Origin of the sequence: Chitinophaga oryzae (genome assembly GCF_012516375.2) — a bacterium.
Lineage (GTDB): Bacteria > Bacteroidota > Bacteroidia > Chitinophagales > Chitinophagaceae > Chitinophaga > Chitinophaga oryzae.
Map to the genome: position 1 here is coordinate 5200424 of NZ_CP051204.2, position 21019 is coordinate 5221442.

13 protein-coding genes are annotated in these 21019 nt (G+C 54.3%); 8 read left to right on the forward strand and 5 right to left on the reverse strand.

The features are described 5' to 3' along the window. Positions 1 to 114 precede the first annotated feature (114 nt). Positions 115 to 2454 carry an ABC transporter permease gene (locus tag HF324_RS20675; protein ID WP_168860711.1) on the forward strand — a complete coding sequence of 780 codons (2340 nt, stop codon included), beginning with the start codon at positions 115 to 117 and terminating at the stop codon, positions 2452 to 2454. A gap of 20 nt (positions 2455 to 2474) precedes the next feature. Here HF324_RS20675 and HF324_RS20680 read toward each other — a convergent pair whose 3' ends face one another. From HF324_RS20680 to HF324_RS20695, 4 genes are all read right to left on the reverse strand, one after another. Then, complete coding sequence (locus tag HF324_RS20680; RefSeq protein WP_168860712.1) at positions 2475 to 3281, reverse strand: hypothetical protein; 807 nt, start codon at positions 3279 to 3281, stop codon at positions 2475 to 2477. Positions 3282 to 3461: 180 nt separating this feature from the next. Then, complete coding sequence (locus tag HF324_RS20685; RefSeq protein WP_168860713.1) at positions 3462 to 5360, reverse strand: CocE/NonD family hydrolase; 1899 nt, start codon at positions 5358 to 5360, stop codon at positions 3462 to 3464. Between the two features lie 20 nt (positions 5361 to 5380). Next, positions 5381 to 6853 carry a RagB/SusD family nutrient uptake outer membrane protein gene (locus HF324_RS20690; RefSeq protein WP_168860714.1) on the reverse strand — a complete coding sequence of 491 codons (1473 nt, stop codon included), beginning with the start codon at positions 6851 to 6853 and terminating at the stop codon, positions 5381 to 5383. Between the two features lie 12 nt (positions 6854 to 6865). Beyond that, complete coding sequence (locus tag HF324_RS20695; protein WP_168860715.1) at positions 6866 to 10123, reverse strand: SusC/RagA family TonB-linked outer membrane protein; 3258 nt, start codon at positions 10121 to 10123, stop codon at positions 6866 to 6868. 400 nt (positions 10124 to 10523) lie between these two features. Here HF324_RS20695 and HF324_RS20700 point away from each other — a divergent pair, with 400 nt between their 5' ends. Next, positions 10524 to 10754, forward strand: coding sequence for a hypothetical protein (locus HF324_RS20700; protein ID WP_168804305.1), 231 nt, complete (start codon positions 10524 to 10526; stop codon positions 10752 to 10754). 174 nt (positions 10755 to 10928) lie between these two features. Here the strand turns inward: HF324_RS20700 and HF324_RS20705 are convergent, their stop codons facing one another. Further along, a complete protein-coding gene (locus HF324_RS20705) occupies positions 10929 to 11855 on the reverse strand; it encodes an alpha/beta hydrolase (RefSeq protein ID WP_168804306.1) in 927 nt (308 codons plus the stop codon). 74 nt (positions 11856 to 11929) lie between these two features. On the opposite strand from HF324_RS20705, the gene HF324_RS20710 reads away from it, so the two are divergent. The 6 genes from HF324_RS20710 (at position 11930) to HF324_RS20735 (ending at position 21014) form a co-directional block, all read left to right on the forward strand. Continuing rightward, entirely contained in the window at positions 11930 to 12442 is a 513-nt protein-coding gene (locus tag HF324_RS20710) for a hypothetical protein (protein WP_168804307.1), read from the forward strand. Positions 12443 to 12602: 160 nt separating this feature from the next. Beyond that, the gene (locus HF324_RS20715) at positions 12603 to 13334 is read left to right on the forward strand and encodes an RNA polymerase sigma factor (RefSeq protein ID WP_168804308.1); all 732 of its coding nucleotides are present in this window, start codon (positions 12603 to 12605) and stop codon (positions 13332 to 13334) included. Between the two features lie 96 nt (positions 13335 to 13430). After that, on the forward strand, positions 13431 to 14651 hold the full coding sequence (locus HF324_RS20720) for a FecR family protein (protein ID WP_168860716.1): 1221 nt from the start codon (positions 13431 to 13433) through the stop codon (positions 14649 to 14651). Positions 14652 to 14918: 267 nt separating this feature from the next. Continuing rightward, on the forward strand, positions 14919 to 18170 hold the full coding sequence (locus HF324_RS20725) for a TonB-dependent receptor (RefSeq protein WP_168804310.1): 3252 nt from the start codon (positions 14919 to 14921) through the stop codon (positions 18168 to 18170). Between the two features lie 18 nt (positions 18171 to 18188). Continuing rightward, entirely contained in the window at positions 18189 to 19829 is a 1641-nt protein-coding gene (locus HF324_RS20730; RefSeq protein WP_168804311.1) for a RagB/SusD family nutrient uptake outer membrane protein, read from the forward strand. 9 nt (positions 19830 to 19838) lie between these two features. Further along, positions 19839 to 21014, forward strand: coding sequence for an aryl-sulfate sulfotransferase (locus tag HF324_RS20735; protein WP_168804312.1), 1176 nt, complete (start codon positions 19839 to 19841; stop codon positions 21012 to 21014). The last annotated feature ends 5 nt before the right edge of the window (positions 21015 to 21019 follow it).

A 21019-nucleotide genomic window follows, 5' to 3' on the forward strand; every position in this document is an offset into this window, starting at 1 on the left:
AACACCACTGTGCTAAAACCGGACGCATCGTCACCGTCAACTCCCTCACCGTGAACGGTTTCAAACATGGCATCTTCTTGGCGGCAGGTTCCCCGCAGCTTAAAATTCCCGACTATGTTGAAAAACTACTTCACCGCCACCCTCCGGGGAATGACCAAAAACCGGCTTTTCACCTTCGTCAATATCAGCGGGCTGTCCATAGGCCTTGCGCTGGGCATTATCTTTCTGCTTTTTGTAAAAGGAGAACTGCAATACGACCGTTTCCATACCAACCTTTCCTCTATCTACGGCATCATGGTCAACGACCCGCGGGAAAATGTGATCTATACCGGTCGCACTACTACGCCGGCACTGGCAACCGCCATCCGCGAAGGTCTGCCGGAAGCGGACCACGTAGCCCGTATGGTTACCGCCGGCGATCAGTTGCTGAACACCGGGGAGAAAAGCACCTATGAAAACGGTCTCTATGCCGAACCCGATTTCCTGCGCATCTTCCGGTTCACCGTTATCGCCGGCGATCCCGTTGCCGCACTCTCCGACCCCGGCTCCATTGTCATCACCTCCCGTACCGCACGCAAATTCTTTGGCAGCGACGACGCTGTCGGTAAGGTCTTTATGCATAACCAGGCCCGCAGCCTGAAAGTGGGCGCGGTGCTGCAGGACATCCCCCAAAACAGTACCATCCGGTTTGACGTAATACTTCCCTACCGGCTGGCAGAGCTGCAGACACCCGGCATCTCCGATCGCTGGGACTATAACGCCATGCAGACTTTCATCACCCTTAAACCGCATGTTGACCCGAACGTATTTAACGCTAAGCTGAAAAAGCTGGTCAGCACCCGCTATGGCAACAGCACACCGTTTGCTTACCCGTTTGCTGACTTCCACCTCCGCAGCAGGTTTAAAAACGGGCAACCGGCAGGCGGTAAAATACAGGTCGTCCAGTTCACCATTATCGTGGGCATCTTCGTGCTGCTACTGGCCTGCGTCAACTTCATGAACCTCGCCACTGCGCGCTCCGCGCAGCGGGCCAAAGAAGTGGGCGTACGCAAGACGCTGGGCGCCACCCGCAGGCAGCTGGTGTGGCAGTTCCTTTCAGAATCCATGGCCATGGCATTGCTGGCGCTGATCGCCGGGATACTGCTGGCCAAGCTGAGCCTCCATGGGATGAACACGCTCCTCAACACTCATTTAACGATGGACTTTACAGACTGGAAGCTGTGGCTGGCCATCACCGGCCTGGCCCTGGCGACAGGCCTGATCGCCGGTAGCTATCCCGCTTTTTTTATCAGCGCCTTCCGCCCGGTCAAAGTACTGAAAGGACAAATTCTCCCTCACCGCGGTGGAACACTCTTCCGCAGAGGCCTGGTCACCTTTCAGTTCATGATTTCTATTTTCCTTATCATCTCCACGATTGTGATTTTCCGGCAACAGCGGTATGTACAGCAGCTGCCCATCGGCTACGATCCGGAAAACCTGGTTGACATACCCACCCGCGGCAATATGGCCGGCAAGTACGACGCTATCCGCGAAGCCTTCCTGCAAATCCCCGGCGTACAGGGCGTATCAGCCGGCAACGACAACCTAGTGGGCTACGGCGGCGCTACCAACGACCTTACATGGCCCGGCAAAACGGCCGACCAGAACTTTATGGTCCATATCAGTCAGGTGCAATACGATTGGATGAAGACAGCAGGGCTGTCACTGGTAGAGGGGCGCGACTTCAGCCGCGAATTCGGGGATACCCTGGGCTGTATCCTGAATGAAACAGCTGTCAGGAAAATGGGGTTGAAACCACCGGTCGTGGGCACGCTCATTGGCAGTAACATGGTGATCGGCGTGGTAAAAGACTTCTCCTTCAATGATCCTTTCGAAACTACTGCCCCGCTGGCGATATTCCTGAATACCGGTACGCTCAACCATATTTTTGTACGCCTCGTCAACGACGGGCAGTGGCAGCAACAGGTAGCGCAGCTGGAAGCTGCCTTCAAAAAAGCCGCGCCCGGCTTTCCTTTTGAGTTCCATTTCACGCAGGACGCGCAGGAGCGCAAGTTTGAAGGTATCCGTTCCACCTGGCACATGATCAGCGTCGTGGGCACACTCGCCATTATCATCTCCTGCCTCGGGCTACTGGGATTATCCACCTTCATGGCAGAAAAGCGCATCCGCGAGATAGGCATCCGCAAAGTATTCGGCGCCAGCATCACAAGGCTGTGGTTCATGCTGTCGGCCGACCTGATGAAACCGGTACTGCTGGCTTTCCTGCTGGCAGCGCCGCTCGCAGCATGGGCCATGCGCATCCTGCTGGACCACATGGATTATCGCGTTTCGCTTTCCTGGTGGATGTTTATGGCGGCCGGCCTGCTGGCGGCAATCGTAGCGTTGCTGACGGTCAGCTACCAGGGCATCAAAGCTGCCATGACCAATCCGGCGGACAGCCTGAAAGCGGAATAATCACTTCCTGCTAAATGCCCTTATGCTCCCAACAGGTACAGCATTTTGTCTGCCTCGCCGTTTCTTCCGGGAAGTACGTGCAAATGTACTTCCAGCCCGGGGCTGACAGGGTGCTCCGTCTGCCGCAACGGCTTGAGCAGGTAAAGGGTATCACCTATACGGATATACGTTTCATGAAGTCCTTTGCCCCGTTGCAACGGGACCAGCACTTCCGTGATCTTTCCGATAATAATCATTTTCTCCCGGTCGCGGGATTCACTCACCAGCCGTTTATCCGTTTCCGTTAACACCGCCGGCGCTTTGACAGCAGGCAAATCAGGATACTCCACCCGCAACAGCACGCCGGTAACGCTGATATGTAACTGCACGCGCTCACCCACAGCGCCCGCGGCCTGTTCTATCACTCCGGGATACCAGGAAGCCAGCTGTCTGCCCAGGACAGACACACCCGGCAACGGCACCGCTACCCGGTACACTTCGCCATTGTCTGCCACATAATCCACCCCACCGCGGCCATTGGCCTGTACCCCCTTCAACTGCATTTCGATAATCCCCTTACGGCCATTGTCAATACTGCGCCGGCTCCGCCGCCGCATCAGCCACACGCCCCGCCACATAAAATAACAAAGCGAGAACATCAGCAAAAAAATCAATGCCACCCCAATCGTGAAACCAGCCGTGTCAGATGGAATAAACAACAACAATCCAAACACCAGCGTCACACAAGTGAAAAATACCAGCAGTCTTAAACGGCGTCCCTTCACCTGGCCAAGGCTTTGTAATAATTGAATATCGGTTTCTGTCAGTTGGGTTTCTTTTCTCGTCATACCGCGAAGGTACTAAAATGAAACTGTCAGAACGATGACAACACCCCGCACCCACAGACACCCCTCCCCGGAACAAAACAATTATCGAAAAAGGAAATCCTGACGCCTTTATATATTATTCGCGGGTCGGGGGAAAATATCACACCGCCCGGCAACTTTCTGTAATTATTTTTGAAATGGTCATGGCAACACGGGCAACACTATAGCCGACGGATGCGCCGGACCGTGATATACCCGGATGCCGGCCTTCTTAAAATCTTTTTCCTTTGCCTCGTAGATATTAATGAACTGCTGCGGGTTCCTGTCCGCCAGCGGAAACCAGCTGCTCTGGACCTGCACCATAATACGATGGCCCTTCTGAAAAGTATGCGCCACATCCGGCAGGTCAAACCGGACCTTCTCTACTTTTCCGGGCGTAAACGCCTCCGGATGAGAGAAGCTGTTACGGTAACGGCCACGAAAAATATCCCCCCGCACCAGCATCTGGTAGCCTCCCATCGGATGCGGCCCACCGGCATCCCGGGTCATATTGGCCTGCGGCGCGCCGGGGTAACGGAAATCATCGGGAAACACATCGATGAGCTTCACCACAAAATCAGCATCGGTACCGGTCACGCTTACACTAAGATCGGCGGTGACAACACCGCCCAGGGTAACCGGCGCCGTCAAAGGCTCCGTCTCAAATGTCAGCACGTCCGCCCGGCGGGCGGCAAACCGCTGGTCATCGGTCATATAATCCCGCGTACGTATATAATGGACATCGGCGGTATAAGGTACCGGATGCGCCGGATCACTCACATATTCGCTCCAGGCACGGGTGTTGGCCGACGGAAGATGCCATCCCAGCTTACCGCCGGACTGCAGGTACAACGGCTTGTTTTGCACCGCCGGCGAAGGCCACGCGGCAAACTGCCGCCACCGGTTCTCACCGGTGAAGAAAATAGTAGCCTCGGGCAGACCAGCCAGCGAACCCTTGTCTTTCAAATAATAATTAAAGAAAGGCACTTCCACCTGCTCCTGGTACCAGGTGGCGGTGTTGTCGCCAAACTGCACATGGCCCAGCCGGGTGCCATCATTGGAAGCCCACTGACCATGGTACCACGGCCCCATCACCAGCTTATTGAAATGGGACGGCTGCTTTTTCTGTTCAATCGCTTTGTACAAATTCCAGGCGCCGTAACAATCCTCCGCGTCGAAAAGGCCGCCCACTACCAGCATGGCGGGTTGTACCCTGCTCACATGCTGTCTCGGATCGCGGGCCTTCCACCAGTCGTCGTAATCGGGATGAGCGATGAGCTCTTTCCAGAAAACAAGGCTGTCTCCCGTCAGTTTGGTGAAATCAGGGATAGTGCCTATCTGCAGAAACGTCTGGTAATTATCAGCGCAGGGCAGCTTCAGCTGCTGTACGGGCGCCACAGACACAGGATGCGGGCGAGGATAACCGAAACCTTTGGTATAAAAACCGAAACAGTCCATCAGGAAAAAAGCGCCGTTGTGATGAAAGTCATCCCCGTGGAACCAATCCGTTACCGGCGCCTGGGGACTAACGGCCTTCAGCGCCGGATGACCGCTCAAAGCCCCCATGGTGGAATAAAAACCGGGATAAGAAATACCGAAAAGCCCCACCCGCCCGTTGTTATGCGGCACGTGTTGCAACAGCCATTCAATGGTATCATACGTATCACTGGCTTCGTCGATATCTGCTCCCCGTTTATCCGGGTTAAAAGGGCGGATGTCGATAAACGTTCCTTCACTCATCCAGCGGCCGCGTACATCCTGTATCACGATAATATACCCCTCACGGGCATACGTGTTCCAGTAAGAATCCCATAGCCTGGGCGACATTTCCTTGCCATACGGAGCGCAGGAGTACGGTGTGCGGGTCATCAGCACCGGGTGCTGTTCACTGCTGTCGAGCGGTTGATAAATGGTGGTGAACAACCGCACGCCATCACGCATACGGATATACTGTTCTTTTTTGACATAGTGGGTTTGTACCCATACGGAATCGTTGGCGGACCGTGCGGCTGCTGTCAGCGACAGCAGCACGCACAATATGCCTGCATAAATATGTTTCATGGTCCCCGGTTTGCCCGTCGCTAATACCCTTTGTTCTGCGGGAAGTTGGCGGGATCGTTGTGTATATTGATTTCGCTCTGCGGTATGGGAAACAGCAGACGGTCGGCGTTCAATACCGGTGTCGCCAGATTGTACTCCTGTTTAAGGTGTGCCTGCAACACCGCCACCCCGTTGGTGCTGCGGGCCAGATCGAACCAGCGGTCATTTTCAAAGGCCAGCTCTGCTCGCCGTTCCCGGAACACCGCATTGCGGAAACTGGCCTGGTCCGGCAGCTCCGCCGCCGTTTTCTCCGGCAGACCGGCTCTTTTACGTACGGCATTCAGAAAACCGAACGCCGTTCCGGCGCCGGTAGCGCCGCTGTATGCCTGTTCGTTAAGCGCTTCTGCCTGCAGCAGCAGGATGTCGGCATAACGCAATACCGGGAAATTGCTGCCCCCGTCGTTGGTGGCGCCGGGCACATCGAGGTATTTTTTTACATAATTGCCTTTGACAACATTGGTAGCGCTGTTATTATAGACGGTGTCCAGCGACACGCCCAGACGTTTATCGCCTGTTTCATAAGCGGCCACCAGGTCGTGGGTCGGCCGGTTATTATTGGAACCGCCGTACAACACGCCATTATAATAGAACGACACCGGCACCATATCCGCGAAGTAGTTGTTGCCCTCGGAAGGGTTGAGTCCTTTTTTGAAACGCACGGCAAACAGTATCTCCGGGTTTATCACATTGGCCGGTTTGTACAGATCGGCGTATTCGCTGACCAGGCTGTAACCATTGCCCGTGTTCTTCAGGGCGGTCAAAGCAGCGGCCCATTTCTTCTGCGTCACCAGCACTTTGCCCAGCAGCCCCGAAGCGCTGCCGGCGGTAGCCCTGCCATAGTCGTTGGCGTTGTTATAGGTGGCGGGAAGCAATGTTGCAGCCGTTTGCAGATCGCTTTCGATCTGTGCATACACTTCTGCGGTGGCGTTTCTCTTATGGCCCAGCGCCTGTGAGGTCGTTTCCATTTTGGTGACCAGTGGCACCGGTCCGTATAGCCGTACCAGGTTGAAGTACGACAGCGCCCGGAGAAACAGCGCCTCCCCTTTGTACTGTTTTTTGGAGGCGTCGGGGATAGTGGAAGCATCTATCTGGTCCAGTACCGCATTTGCCCGCGTGATGATCACATAGGCGCCGGCATAGCCGTCGCTGATGAACGGATTGGTGGTCACTTCGGTAAAGAAGTCCACCTGGGAAGCCACGCCTGCCAGGGCGCCCCGGTCCCAGATATCGGTATTGTCGCTGCGCACTTCCATCAGGTAGTAGTAGGCTTTGCCATAAGTCTGGCTGCTCTGCAGGCCGTCATAAATGGCGTTCACCCCCTGCTCAAAATCGGATGCAGTCTTAAAGAACGTAGAAGTGGTTTGGTTCGACTGCGGCGTGAGGTTGATAAAATCCTTGCTGCAGGCGCTGAAAACGAGCATTCCCAGAAGCGGTAATATATATTGACGTTTCATATAGCCCAGGTTTTAGAATGAAAGATTTAAGCCGGCAATAAATGTTTTGGGCAGCGGATAGGTGCCATAGTCCTCTCCCTGCGACAGCGGGCTGTCGGGCCGGGCGTTGACTTCAGGGTTGTAGCCGGTGTAGTGTGTCCAGGTGTGGATATTCTGTCCGGATGCGTATACCCGCAGCGCATTGACACGGTTGCCCAGCAGTTTTTTGTTGAACGTATATCCGAGGGTCACATTACGCAAACGCACAAACGAACCGTCCTCCACATGGAAAGAACTGATCTGGGCGCTGTTGGCGTTGGTGACACGGTTGGCCCGCATCACGTTGCCGTCTCCGGGGTCTTGCGGGGATTTCCAGTAAGACAGGGCGTCGGCCATCTGGTTGGCGTTACCTTCCATATTAAAAATAAAGCGGCGCTGCAGGTTTAGTATCTCGTTGCCATGCACGCCCTGCAGGGATATTGCCAGATCGAAGCCCTTATACCGGAATTCGTTGGTCATCCCCCAGATAAAATCCGGGAAATAGCTGCCGATGGCGGTACGGTCGTTGGCATCGATTTTTTTGTCGCCGTTCACGTCCACAAAACGGCGGTCGCCGGGTTTGGCGGTGGCGTAATGCGGATAACCGTTGATTTCTTCCTGGTTTTTAAAGACGCCGCCGTTCACATATCCGTAGTAGCTGCCGATAGGCTGTCCTACCGCGGTGATAAACAGTTGCGAGATAGTGCCGTTGCCGCCGTCTGACAGGATAGGCGCGTTACCGGGGCCGAGCTGCAGGACTTTGTTTTTATTGGCCGACAGGTTGATGTTGGTATTCCAGCTGAAAGCGCCGGTGAGGTTACGGGTGGTCAGTCCGAATTCCACGCCACTGTTTTGCACTTTGCCTACATTTTTAAGCGCGGTGGCGAAGCCGGAACTGAAGGGCACCGGCACGTTCAGCAGCAGGTCGGAGGTGGTGGTTTTGTAGTAGTCCGCACTGAGGTAGATGCGATTGGTAAACAGGCCGAGGTCCAGGCCGGCGTTGAACTGTACCGTCTTTTCCCAGGTCAGGTCCGGGTTGGCCGGCTGGGAAAGCCCCGCACCGTTGACCACATTACCATTGCCGCTGCCGAGGATATAATTGTTGGAGGCCAGCAGGTCGTAGGAGGCATAGTTGGCGATCTGGAAGTTACCGGAGGTGCCATAGCTCACACGGGCCTTCAGTTCGGAGATCACAGGCACTTTAAAGAAAGCCTCGTTGCTGATGAGCCACCCGCCGGAGACGGAGGGGAAATAGCCCCATTTGTTGTTGGCCCCGAAACGGGAAGAACCATCGCTGCGCAGGCTGGCGCTCACAAAGTATTTATCGTCGAAGTTGTAGTTGATACGGCCCAGGTAAGAGAGTAGTGACCATTGGGAGGTATTGGAGGTGCCGCTGGTGATGGTGGCGGCGTTGATCGTATGTACGGCATCGTTAGGGAAGCCGGTGCCTACGGTTTCATTGGCTTTGGTGGTATTTTTCTGGGAGGTGTACCCTGCCAGCACGTCAAAGCGGTGTTTGGACACTTCGAAATGGTAGTTGAGCGTGTTTTCCCAGAGCCAGTTCACCGACTGCGCCGTTTGGGCGGAGCCTTTGGGCACGGTGGGTGCGGACTGCTGGATCGGTTTATAGCTGCCCAGCGTGGACGGCCGGTAGTAGTTACGGTTGAAATAATTGATATCCGCGCCGAAGAAAGTCTTAAAGGTCAGTCCTTTGATAATCGTGTATTCGCCGTAGATATGTCCGAGGTTGCGGATATGGTCCAGTTTATCTTCTATCTGTGTGGCCAGGGCGACAGGGTTTTCACCGCCGGAGTAGCCGAAGGCCCAGGCATTTTGTTTGTTGGTGGCCAGCGAGCCGTCGGGGCTATACACCGGGAAGATGGGCGCCGCTTTCAGGGCGTTGCTGAGGATGCCGTCAAAAGTCCAGGGGCCTTCACTGTTGATCAGGTCATAGTGATCATACGAAGGGTTCAGGGAGAGCCCTACTTTCAGCCGGGGGGTGAGGTTGGCCGTGAGATTGGCCCGCACCCCGTATCTTTTATACCCCGAAGCGATCACGATGCCCTTTTGATCAAGATAATTTCCGGAGATGTAATACTGGAACTTATCATTACCGCCGGAAGCGGAGAGGGTGTGGTTCTGTACCGGTGCGGTGCGGAATACCGCATCCTGCCAGTCGGTGTTTACCAGTCCCTGTTCCCCTCTCAGATAGGGCAGTATTTCCGGGGGTATCTGGAAGTTGGAGTTGCCGCGGGTAGCGTTGTCGTCGTTGATGCTGCCGTTGGGTTTGGCGTCGAGGTAGGCGTTGTTTTTAGCGTCGAAAGACAGTTTGGCCCATTGGTAGGCGTCCAGCATCTTAATCTTTTTGCTGACCTGCTGGAAGCCGCCGTAGGCATTATAGCTGAAAGAAGGAGGACCTTCTCTTTTTCCTTTTTTGGTGGAGATAAGCACTACGCCGTTAGACGCGCGGGAGCCATAGATGGCCGCGGCGGAAGCGTCTTTAAGGATTTCGATGGACTCGATATCGTCGCTGTTGAGGGTACTGAGCGGGTCAGGCGATTTCTGGAAAGACGCCTGTCCGGTGATGCCCACTACGTCTGTGGTGCCTTGCAGGTTCTTCAGGTCGTTGGATAACGGGAAGCCATCTACGACGTAGAGCGGGTCGGTGCCGGCGGAGATCGAGTTAAGGCCCCTGATGCGGACGCTGAGGCTGCCGCCGGGCGCACCGGTGTTCTGGATCACCTGTACACCGGCTACTTTACCCGCGATCGCCTGTGCAAAGCTGGATACCGGCTGGTCTTTCAGTTCCGCCGCGCGGATGGAGGATACGGCGCCGGTCACTTCGCGGCGGCGTTGCACGCCGTAGCCGACTACCACCACCTGGTTGAGGGACGAAGCCGATTCTTTGAGGGTGGCGGTGAGTTGCAGGGGTGTTCCTGCTTTGACGGTGTAACCCGACAGTACCTGCGGCTCCAGCCCTACGAAGGTGATGCGGAAAGTATAAGGCCCTGCGGGCAGACCGGGAAACTGAAATACGCCGGCCACGTTGGTCTGCGTGGAACTGGTGGCGCCTGTGGCCGTGTTGGTGGCGGTCACCGAGGCGCCCGGCAAGGTTTCGTTGCGGTCATTACGAACGGTACCGCTTACGCCTGCACGCTGTTGCGCCAGCAAAAACAGCGGGGAAACAAGGGTCATTATCAGCAGGAGGATAGCCCATGTCCGCTTACGTGCATTAATGTAAAATAAGTCCATAGGTAACTTTTGGTTTAAACAAATGAGTGGTTTTACCGGATGGCCCGGCAATGATTCCGTGTAATAAACAGCGTGACAATCCTGGTTATTGCTTATACAGTTATTTGATTCATTTGGTTATTTTTTACTGCTCATGAGAATACTTCGACCTTCCGATAATAAAATAACCCAATAAAAAAATAATTCAATTGCTCGATTCCGGTTGCTGTACTGCTGCCCTTTTGTCAGCATAAAAAACAATAATCTGTAAGTGCGATAAAAGTAATCACAAGTTCTTAGTCTACCAAATTTATAGACTTTTAACTTTCCTTGTGCCCTGCCGCTGATGTATTTTTAAATTCTTCCGGCGGTTTTATCAATTTAGATTAAATTATTATATTCGTGAAAATATATATACACGATGACCGCAATCAGTCATGATAAATTACTGGAGTTGGGTTTCATTTTTCAACCGGCCAAAAGGTCGTATAAAATCGAAATCGGAGGAGTGGCATTTGGGGTGGTAGCAAGCGGTCCCCGATGGTTATTTTCTCCTTTACCGATGGAACATGTTTCACTTGTGACGGTCAGCTCGCTGGAAGAGCTGGGAGACCTGGTATTCGCCGAAACCGGGGTCAGACCAGGTGCCTGACAAAGGGTGCAATCAAGGTAGCAGGGCGTTATTTAAAGTTTTACTTTACTTTAAACAATTTTCATAAACATATTGATAATCTGAAGTTTATAACAAAACTATTTTATTAACCAGGCATAAAAAATGCAGGTCTAAAAAACCTGCATTTTTATTAAGTAATACATAAAAAACGACCTATTTCAGCCACTTTTTGAGATCTTCGAGGAACAAAACCTGCTGATCGGCGAACACATTATGCCCCGCTCCCGCCAAGTAACCGACCCGGTCACTACCGATAATCTCCGTCACTTCACCTACCTGTTTTTCCGAAAACAGTCCATCCTCCCTCCCATAAACAGCGTAAACTTTTGTCCGCTTCGCGACCAGTTTTTTGAGCGCCGGCAACATGTTCAAAGTAGTATAATGTTCATGCTCCCAATAGCCCGCCGGCGCTTGCCGGGTCATCTGGCTACCGTATTTTTTCACGACGGTATCTTTCTTCATTTCCTGGTAGATGACCTTCGCCTCCTCTGAAGGATGCGCCGGCCCATACAGACCGTTCAGCATCGCATGGCCCAGCGTATAGGAGTTATATGCCAATCCGGCAGTATCCATTTGTGTTATCATCCCGATGTACCGAAGGCTCATACTGTCCTTTTTTGCCTCGTAAATGCCCTTCACTTTTGCCAGCACCGTACGGTAGGTTTCCTGTGCGTCGAGCAACGCGTCCGCCAGTACGATGGCATCAACGGCGGCCGGTTTTTTCTCCGCATATTTAACCGCCAGCACGCCACCGAAACTATGGCCCAGCAAAACGGCCTTCTGCAGCCTGTATGTTTTATAGAGGCTGTCGATGTCGGACAACGCCTCGTTGAACGTGAACCGGGCGGCGCTGTCGGGCGAACGCCCCTCGCCCCTGCGGTCGTACACGATCACAAAAAAGCCTTTGTCGGCCAGCCGGGCCGCCGTGCTCCGCTCGAAAAAAGCGGCGTTATACCCCGGACCACCATGCAGGAAGATGACCGGTTTATCTTTGGCGTTGCCGTAGGTCTTTACATATAAGGTCTGGGAGTGGGCCCGGCACAACACCAGGCAAAACAGGGCGGTAAGGATGTGTTTCATGAAACGGGAAGGGGATTTTTTTACCGGGCGAAAGTAGTAAAAAAGCATCTTACATTTGCGGTTCAACATATATTATGAAAGCGACAATTTGTGTAACCTCTCTTTTGCTGGCTATCCTGTGTCTCTCCTTTACGGCAGGGCCCGGAAAGCAGTATTGCAACAACCGTTTCCAGTTTTGTATGGAGTACCCGGATGATTTTAAAGCCGAAGGCGAGTCCGGCAACGGTGACGGCCAAACGTTTTCCGCCCCTAAGGGCACGGCTAAGATAGCTGCCTTCGGTCAACTGGTTATGGACCCTGCGGATATCGACGAAAATGTTCAGCCGGGCACCGACCCTTTGAAGTACAACTTCAAGTCCGTCACCAAAGGCCTCAAACTGGCATACCAGGTCATCAAACCCAACTACTATATCTATTCCGGCACCAACAACAAAGGCGAAATTGTTTACTGCAAGACCGCAAAACGCAAAATCGACTACATGGGCAGCGCGTCTGATGTGTTCCAGACCATCATGATCACCTACCCGGCAGCGGAACAGGATAAATACAAAGATTATTGCACCTATATCGCAGGAAGCCTCAAATAAGAGGCTTCCTTTTTTCCCCTCCCTCCCCTTTTGCTGATTCTACGCGAATTATTCCTACCTTCCCTGTCTGAACAAAAACAACCAAAGTCAGTAACTGTTACCACGTGAATGAGAGACAGGATACTAACCGACCATCCTGACAAACAGCTGAATAATTCGGATGAACAATGAACCAGTAACTTTCCGCAACCAGCACGCTGCCGGTCAACCGCAGGCTGATACCGCCAACACCCTGTTATGGGAAGAAGTGCGCCAGAACAACCAGGAGGCGCTGGTAGCCCTGTACGAAAAAATGTACCTGTCCCTGGTCAACTATGGCATCCGCAGCTGCGGCGACGCCGAGCTGGCCAAAGACGCCATTAACGATGTTTTCCTGGAAATATGGGACAAACGCCACCAGCTGACCACCGTGCGGAATGTGAAATCATACCTCTTTACCTACCTGCGCCGGAAAATATTTGCCGGCATCCGCCAGTCACAGCAGACCGGCGCCGCCGTGGACGCATTCGCCACCGCCGCGCCCTATGAACTCTCCTACGAGGCTCGTATCGTAGCGGTACAAACCACGGAAGAGCTCCGCCGGAAAGTACGCCGGGCCATTGCGCAGCTCACTCCCCGCCAGCAGCAACTGGTGGAGCTCCGCTACTTCGATGGCCTGCCCATGGAAGAAGTGGCCCGCCGCACCGGCATCACTACCAAAACCGCCTACAACACGCTGGGCTCCGCCCTTAAAATACTGTCCGCCGCCTTCTCCCTGCTGATACTACTGCACATCAAATCGCTCCGTACCCTGCCTGCACAGGAGACGACGGTGTCCGTTCACAAAAGAGGTTCCCTGACAGGCCCTTTTGCGGTCAACCTCTATTTAAATATGGTGAACACCCTCAAATAGCGGTCTTTATCTCCCTTTATCCGGTACTGAAAAAAATATTTTGGGATTCTTTGGGAATAACCCGGGATTCCGCACACTATATCATAGCAACACGTCATGGAAAACGCTTTCAACTCCGCTGAAGATTTCTTACAGGACGATTCCTTCCTCCGCTATTGCATGGGCATAAGCGAGGAAGATACCCGCCGGTGGGAAGACTGGCTCCGGGAAAACCCGGACCGGCAGGCTTCATTTGAGCAAGCCAGGAAAATATTTGATGTCATCAACGGGCAACAGGGACAGCTGCACGCTGCCGTCGGCAATTTCAGGTTGTTGCTCCGGGAGCATGTTGCCAACACAACAGCACAGGCGCCTGCTGCCTTAACCCCTCCTGCCCGGGGCCAACAACGCCGGCTTTACTGGTGGTCCGCCGCCGCGGCCGCAGTGCTGCTGGTATCCATTACCGGGTGGTACCACAATAGCCGTTACCGTGGACAGCAACAGATCGCTGCAGCACCACCGGCCCATGACGCGCAACCTGGTACCTCCAAAGCGGTGCTCACCCTGGCAGACGGCACCACCGTTCCCCTCGACTCCGCGGGCGCCAGCCAGTTCGAAGAAAAAGACGGCACCCGCATCAATAAAAGTCAGGGCTCCCTCGTGTACGGCCACTCCGGTAATACGGAAGAAAAAATCCTTTTCAATACCCTCGCCACTCCCCGAGGCGGTGAATACCAGATCACCCTGCCCGATGGCAGCCGGGTATGGCTCAATGCCGCATCATCCCTCCGTTTCCCTACCCGCTTCGCCGGCAACGAGCGCACCGTGTACCTTAACGGGGAAGCCTACTTCGAAATAACCCCCAACGCACGACAACCTTTCCACGTACAGCTCAGCGACAACCAGCAAATCACTGTATTAGGCACCAGTTTCAACGTTATGAATTATGCCGATGAAAACAACAGCACCACCACGCTCGTCACCGGGAAAGTCATGGTATCCCGGCCTGGCGGACAACAAGCCGTGCTGGCCCCCTCGCAACAGGCGGTCATCACCAGGGGACAAGACCGCATCGCGGTATCCGAAGCAGACATCGATAAAACCATCGCCTGGAAAACAGGCATGTTCGAGTTTGAAGACGACGATCTGCCCTCCATTATGCGGCAGCTCGCCCGGTGGTATGATGTAACGGTCGTTTATGAGGGCGCTATCCCCGACCAGCACTATTCCGGCTCCATCCGTAAAACAGCCGCCCTGTCCCAGGCCCTGCGCATTCTGCAGACAGCCGGCATTCAATATTCCATCACCAACAAAACCATCATAATAAAGAACATTTAGGGATTTACGGATTTTTTGATTTACGGATTTTGGGGATTTGCGGGCTAAAGCGCTTACAAACCTCAAAATCAAAAAATCCCAAAATCAAAAAATCTCTAAATAAAAAACCGGACATGTCGCCACATGCCCGGTCAGCTGTTCTGGTAAACAAAAAACAAATATTGTCGTAAAAGCCTTATTGCTCACCAAAAACCTAACAAAGTTATGCCATTTAGAAATGCCGTCAAACACCGGTGGTCCCCGGTGTGCGCGCAAATGCTGAAAGTTATGAAGCTAACTGCTTTTCTGCTGCTGGTACTTGCCCTGCAGGTCAGCGCTACCGGTTACTCGCAAAAGCTGACCCTCGACATGCACCGTGTGCCGCTCACCAAGGTGCTCCGGGAAATCAGGAAACAAACCGGCTATACCTTCTTCTACAACACGGAAATGCTGAAAACAGCCGATAAGGTCTCCGTATCCGCCAGCCACGCCAGCCTGGAAGACGTCATGGCCCAGGCCCTGGCAGGTAACCGGCTCAACTACAGCGTGGTGGACAATACCATTATCCTGTCCGTTAAAACCGACGGCACGGAAGTAAAACCGGTCGCCAATATCTCCGTTTACGGCCGTATCACCGACGCTCTCACCGGCGAACCGCTGACCGGCGCCTCCGTGAAACTGAAAGGCACCTCCAAAGGCGCCAGCTCCGACGCCAAAGGTAACTTCACCCTCGAACTGCCCGATGGCGGCGGCACCCTCGTCATCTCTTTTATCGGCTACGAGACCATTGAAAAACAGGTGACCAAAGCCGGCCAGCTGGACATCGCGCTTCGCCAGAAAGCTGTGCAGACGGAAGAACTGGTGGTGGTAGGTTACGGTACCCAGAAAAGAAAAGATGTGACCGGCTCCGTTTCCTCCGTTCGCGTCAATACCATCAGCGCCAACGTCTCCAAAAATATCAGCGGCGCCATCCAGGGCCGCGTTCCCGGCGTATCCGTGGAATCCGCCAGCGGCGCCCCCGGCTCCGGCCTCAATATCACCATCCGCGGCCTCAGCACCCTCGGCAACAACGCCCCGCTGTTTATCGTGGACGGCGTCTTCGTTAACAGCATCGACGGGGTCAGCCCCAACGACGTGGAATCCATCGAAGTGCTGAAAGATGCGGCCACCGCCAGCATCTATGGTTCCCGCGCCGCCAACGGCGTGGTGATCGTCACCACCAAAGGCGGCCTGAAAGAAGCCGTTCCCAAACTGGAAATCGACAGCTGGGTCGGTGTACAGTCCGTTCCCAAAAGAATGAGCCTCCTCAACGGCGAACAATGGACGAAACTAATGCAGGCCAACATGACCGGCATTCCCAACTACAACGGCATCAACAGCGACTGGCAGGACGCCATCTTCCGCCAGGCCACCATCGCCCGTACCAACGTTAACTTCAGCGGCGGCTCCAAAAACTTTACTTACAACGTCTCCGGCGGATACCTGAAAGAAAACGGTACCATGATCAATACCGACTACTCCGCTGCCAACTTCCGCGTAAAAACACAATACGAAAAAGGCAGGATTAAAATAGGCGAGACCGTTATCATCAAAAGAGGCGTCAGCCGTCTCGCTCCCGGCGGCGGCGACCAGACCCACAGCCTTGTGGGCAGCGCCCTCGTGATGCCCGCCACCGTTCCGGTTTATGATCCTACCCAGGACCTCGGCGGATACGGCAGGAGACCGATATACATGAAAAATCTGTCTAACCCCGTCGCCCTGCTGGAAAAAGTCAACAGAAGCGCTAAAGACCTCAACCTGCTGGCCAACGCCTTCGTGGAAGTGAAATTGATCGAAGGCCTCCGCTACCGCTTCAATGTAGGTCTTACCGAAACACAAGGCCGTACCCGTACCTATACCGGTATGTATAACGACGGCAATGCCGCCAATACCCTGCCCGACCTCGAAGAAGGCAGCAGCACCACCAACTCCTGGCTGGTGGAAAACACCCTCGCCTATACGAAAAAGCTGGGTAAACACAATATCGACGCGGTAGCCGGTTATACCGCCCAGAAAAACACCTACTCCGGCTTCAGCGCCTCCCGCAACGACCTGCCGGATGGTACTTCCGTACTGGGCGCAGGCACCGCCGGCTCCCAGAAAAACAACGGCGACGCCAATGTGAGCGCTATCCTGTCCACCTTCGGACGGCTTATGTACTCCTACGATTCCAAATACCTGTTCACCGCCTCTATCCGCCGGGACGGCTCCTCCCGGTTTGCCAACGACTACCAGTTCGGCTCCTTCCCCTCTTTCTCCGCCGGCTGGAACATCCACAACGAAAACTTCTTCTCCGGCCTGCGTAATGTTGTCAGCAACCTCAAACTGCGCGGCAGCTGGGGCGTACTGGGCAACCAGGAAATAGGCAACTATCTCACGCAGACGGCCATCACCAGCGGCATCAACTACGTACAGGGCGATGTGCTCTGGCCAGGCGCCACCGCCAGCTCCTACGCTTCCCCGGTAGACCTCTCCTGGGAAGAAACCAAGATCGTCAATGGCGGCATCGATGCAGGCTTCCTGGACAATAAACTGTTCGTGATCTTTGAAGTCTTCCATAAAAAAACCAGCGGCGTACTCCTCGGCGTACCGTTCCCGCTGTCTGTCGGTAAAACGGGCACGCCTACACTGAATGCAGGCATCATCGAAAACAAAGGCTACGAAGCCTCCGTGGAATATGCCGACCAGACCCGCAGCGGCCTTAAATACCGCGTAATGTTCAACTTTTCCCATACCGCCAACGAAATGACCGCCATCACCGTCGGCTCCGGCAGACAGGAATTCGGCGATATCTCAAGAGCCAAAGTAGGCGCGCCTATCGGTTCCTTCTTCCTGATCAAAACTGACGGTATCTTTAATTCAGAAGAGGAAGTGAAAGCCCATAGCGGTAAAGACGGTAGCCTCATCCAACCCGACGCCAAACCCGGCGACATCCGTTTCGTAGACTTCAACGGCGACGGAAAGATCGACAACCAGGACGTACAGAACCTCGGCAGCCCTTTCCCCAAATTCACCATGGGCCTGGCCGCCAACCTGTCCTACAAAGGCTTCGATCTCAACATCTTCTTTGAAGGCGTTTCCGGTAATAAAATCTATAACGGCAGAAGACAATGGATGGAAAAAATGACGGAAGTGACCAACTTCTCTACCGCCGTTCTCGACGCCTGGACACCGGAAAACCACTCCAACTTCCCGCGCTTCACCCTCTCCGATCCCAACAACAATAAAAGAGAGAACAGCGACAGATGGCTGGAAAACGGTTCCTACCTCCGCTTCAAACGTTTTGAATTAGGTTATACCGTGCCCTCCTCCTTCACCGGCAAATGGGGCATCGACAGGGTGAGATTCTTTGGTTCCGCTGAAAACCTCTTCACCGCCACCAGGTACAAAGGCTACAATCCCGACCTGGGCGGCGGCGCACTGTCCCGCGGCATGGACAATTCCTGGGACGCCTATCCCCTGTCACGCACACTGCTGCTGGGCCTGAACCTTTCCTTCTAACCGTCAAAAAAACAACTCATGAAAAAATCATTCAAATATATCGGCGCACTGGCACTGACGATAACGCTGGCCGGCAGTTGCAATGAACGCGATTTCCTGACGCAAACAGATCCCAACAGGATCACCGAAACCAATTTCTGGAAAGATGAAAGCAGCCTCAGTATGGCGCTGGCCGCCACTTACAGCCCGTTGCGCCTTCCGCTCTACGGCTACTGGGGCGCCTTCACCGGCCTTCAGGACATCAACGCCATGGGCGACGATGTGTTTACCATCCCCGGCGAAGAACCTGGTACCTGGGCCATCGCCTCATATACCAACGACGAAAACAACGGCGACGCTGCCGATATCTTCGAGAAAACCTATCAATGCATCCACCGCGCCAACCTAATACTGGCGCGTATCGATAAAGTGCCGGTCGACGCCGCCAAAAAAGACAGCTATATCGCAGAAGCCAAATTCCTCCGTGGCATCTCCTACTTTATCCTTGCGGCCAACTGGGGCGGCGTGCCACTGCGCACCGAACCAGTGGAAACGACCAACGCCTATGCCGCCCCCTGCGCCAGCAAAGAAGAGGTATGGCAGCAGGTGATCAGCGATCTCACCGCCGCCAAAGATAAACTGCCGGTAACACGCGATCCCAAAGAGCAAGGCAGGGCCACCAAAGGTGCCGCCACGGCTTTCCTTGGCAAAGCCTACCTCTATATGGAAAACTATCCGCAGGCGGAAGCCACGCTGACACTGCTCACACAAGCGCCTTACAACTACGGCCTCGTGGATAATTTCGAAGACAACTTCACCGATCAGAAAGAGTTCAACAAAGAATCCGTCTTCGAATGGGTATGCGCTCCCCTCGGCGATCCGTACGGCCCCTGGGGCGCTGAAACAGCCAATTCACCGATGTTTAACTATATCCCGCAGTTCATCGGTCCACCCGCCGGTGGCGGCTGGCTTAAATATGTACCGTCCAACTACCTCGTGTCCCAGTTCGTAAAAGAACAGCGGCCTACCGGTGCGGATACCAAATTCGACAAACGCATGTATGCCACACTGATGTGGAAACGCTCCACCCTCGGCGAGCAAGACACCACCTTCTACGACAGCAAAACGTTCGATGAACTGTGGAGCTCCGCACGTTCCAAGATCGTGCGCCTCTATCCGGACACGAAGCTGGACACCACTACCAACGGACGTTTCCTCATCAAAAAACACACCGGCGCCTGGCGCAATGTGGCCAATGCCGATAACTACTGGGGCGCTACGCCTTCCACCGCCAACTACCGCGTGATGCGTTTCGCCGAAGTACTGCTCCTGCGCGCAGAAGCAGCCACCCGTAATGGTCACACCGGCTTGGCACTGGCAGACATCAACCAGATACGTACCCGCGCAGGCCTCGCTCCTAAAACCGCAACGCAACTGCCCGGCCCCGATCAGCTGATGGCGGAAATAGACCACCAGAAGTTGCTGGAATTCTTCTACGAACAAAACAGGATCTACGACCTGCGCCGCTGGAACAAATCCGCCGCACAACTGGCCTCCATCCTGACCGCCCGCCAGAAACAAGGCGCCAACACCTTCAAGGCGAAACATTATGTACTGCCTATCCCGGCAAGGGAGCTGAATGCCAATCCAAAAGCCACACAGAACGATCTGTGGAAATAATATTCATGCGTGGAGAGCCTGATGCTCTCCACGCTTCCTAACCAGCTAACTGCCATGCACATACGCCTGCTATGCCTGCTGCTCTTCTGCAGCTGTACCGCCCGCACCATCCACATCAACATGGACGTGCCGCCAGCTCTACAGGACCAGCTGAAAGCCACCACTATGGCCGGAGAAACACTGCCGGCGGATTTCCGCAACGGGTTTCTCCTCCTCAACCGGCGCGATGATCCCGGGATGATTTACCTCGTCAATGCCGGAGGACGTATTGTCTGGTACCACCAGGTACAGGGCACCGGCTTTAAAACGGCCCACCTGACGGCGCAGCAGACTTTCCTCTGTATCCTGGGCGATAAAACGTTCCCCACCAGTTACGGCGACGAAATACTGGAGATCGGCCTGCAGGGCGACACGGTACTGCATTTGAAAAAAGGGCAGCGCGACTTTCTGGATGACGTGCATCATGAAGTGCTGCGCAAAGGCGCGGACGAAATAGTGGCGCTGACCAGCGTGCAAAAAATAGTGGACCTGTCGCTGCAGGGCGGCGGTGAACAGGATACTGTCAAAAGCGACGGCATTGTGGTCTATGACCGGGAAGGCCGCCGACGCTGGCAGTGGAGCGTATTTGACGCGCTGGAGCCTACCGCGGATACAGCTATCCTGCGCACGCGGCACGACTGGATGCATGCCAACAGCCTGAGCTTCGACAAAGACAGCAACTACCTCGTTTCCTTTTACAACAACGGGCAGATATGGAAGGTCAACGCACAAAGCGGCAAGGTGATGTGGAAATTCGGCAGCGGCGGCGATTTCGCTATTCCCGATTCCGCCGCGTTTGATATGGGCCACGCCGTGCATATCAACACCGGCAACGAGCTGATGTTATTCGACAACGGCGTTTCCCGGCAGCAGTCGCAGACGCTGGCCTTCCGGTTGAACGACAGTACCCGTCAGGCTATTCTCACCATGAAGACCGTACTGCCGCCTTATCTGTTCAATGAGCGGATGGGCAGCGCCTATCTTGCAGGACATGATCATGTAGTCCAATGCTGCTCCAAACGCAACACGGTGATACTGACCACCCGCAACGGTCATCCGCTGTGGACGCTTCGTACCACTTTCATTCCGTACCGGGCGGAATTTATCGCTCCCTCACAGTTATTACCCTATGTCATTGCAGAATGACATAC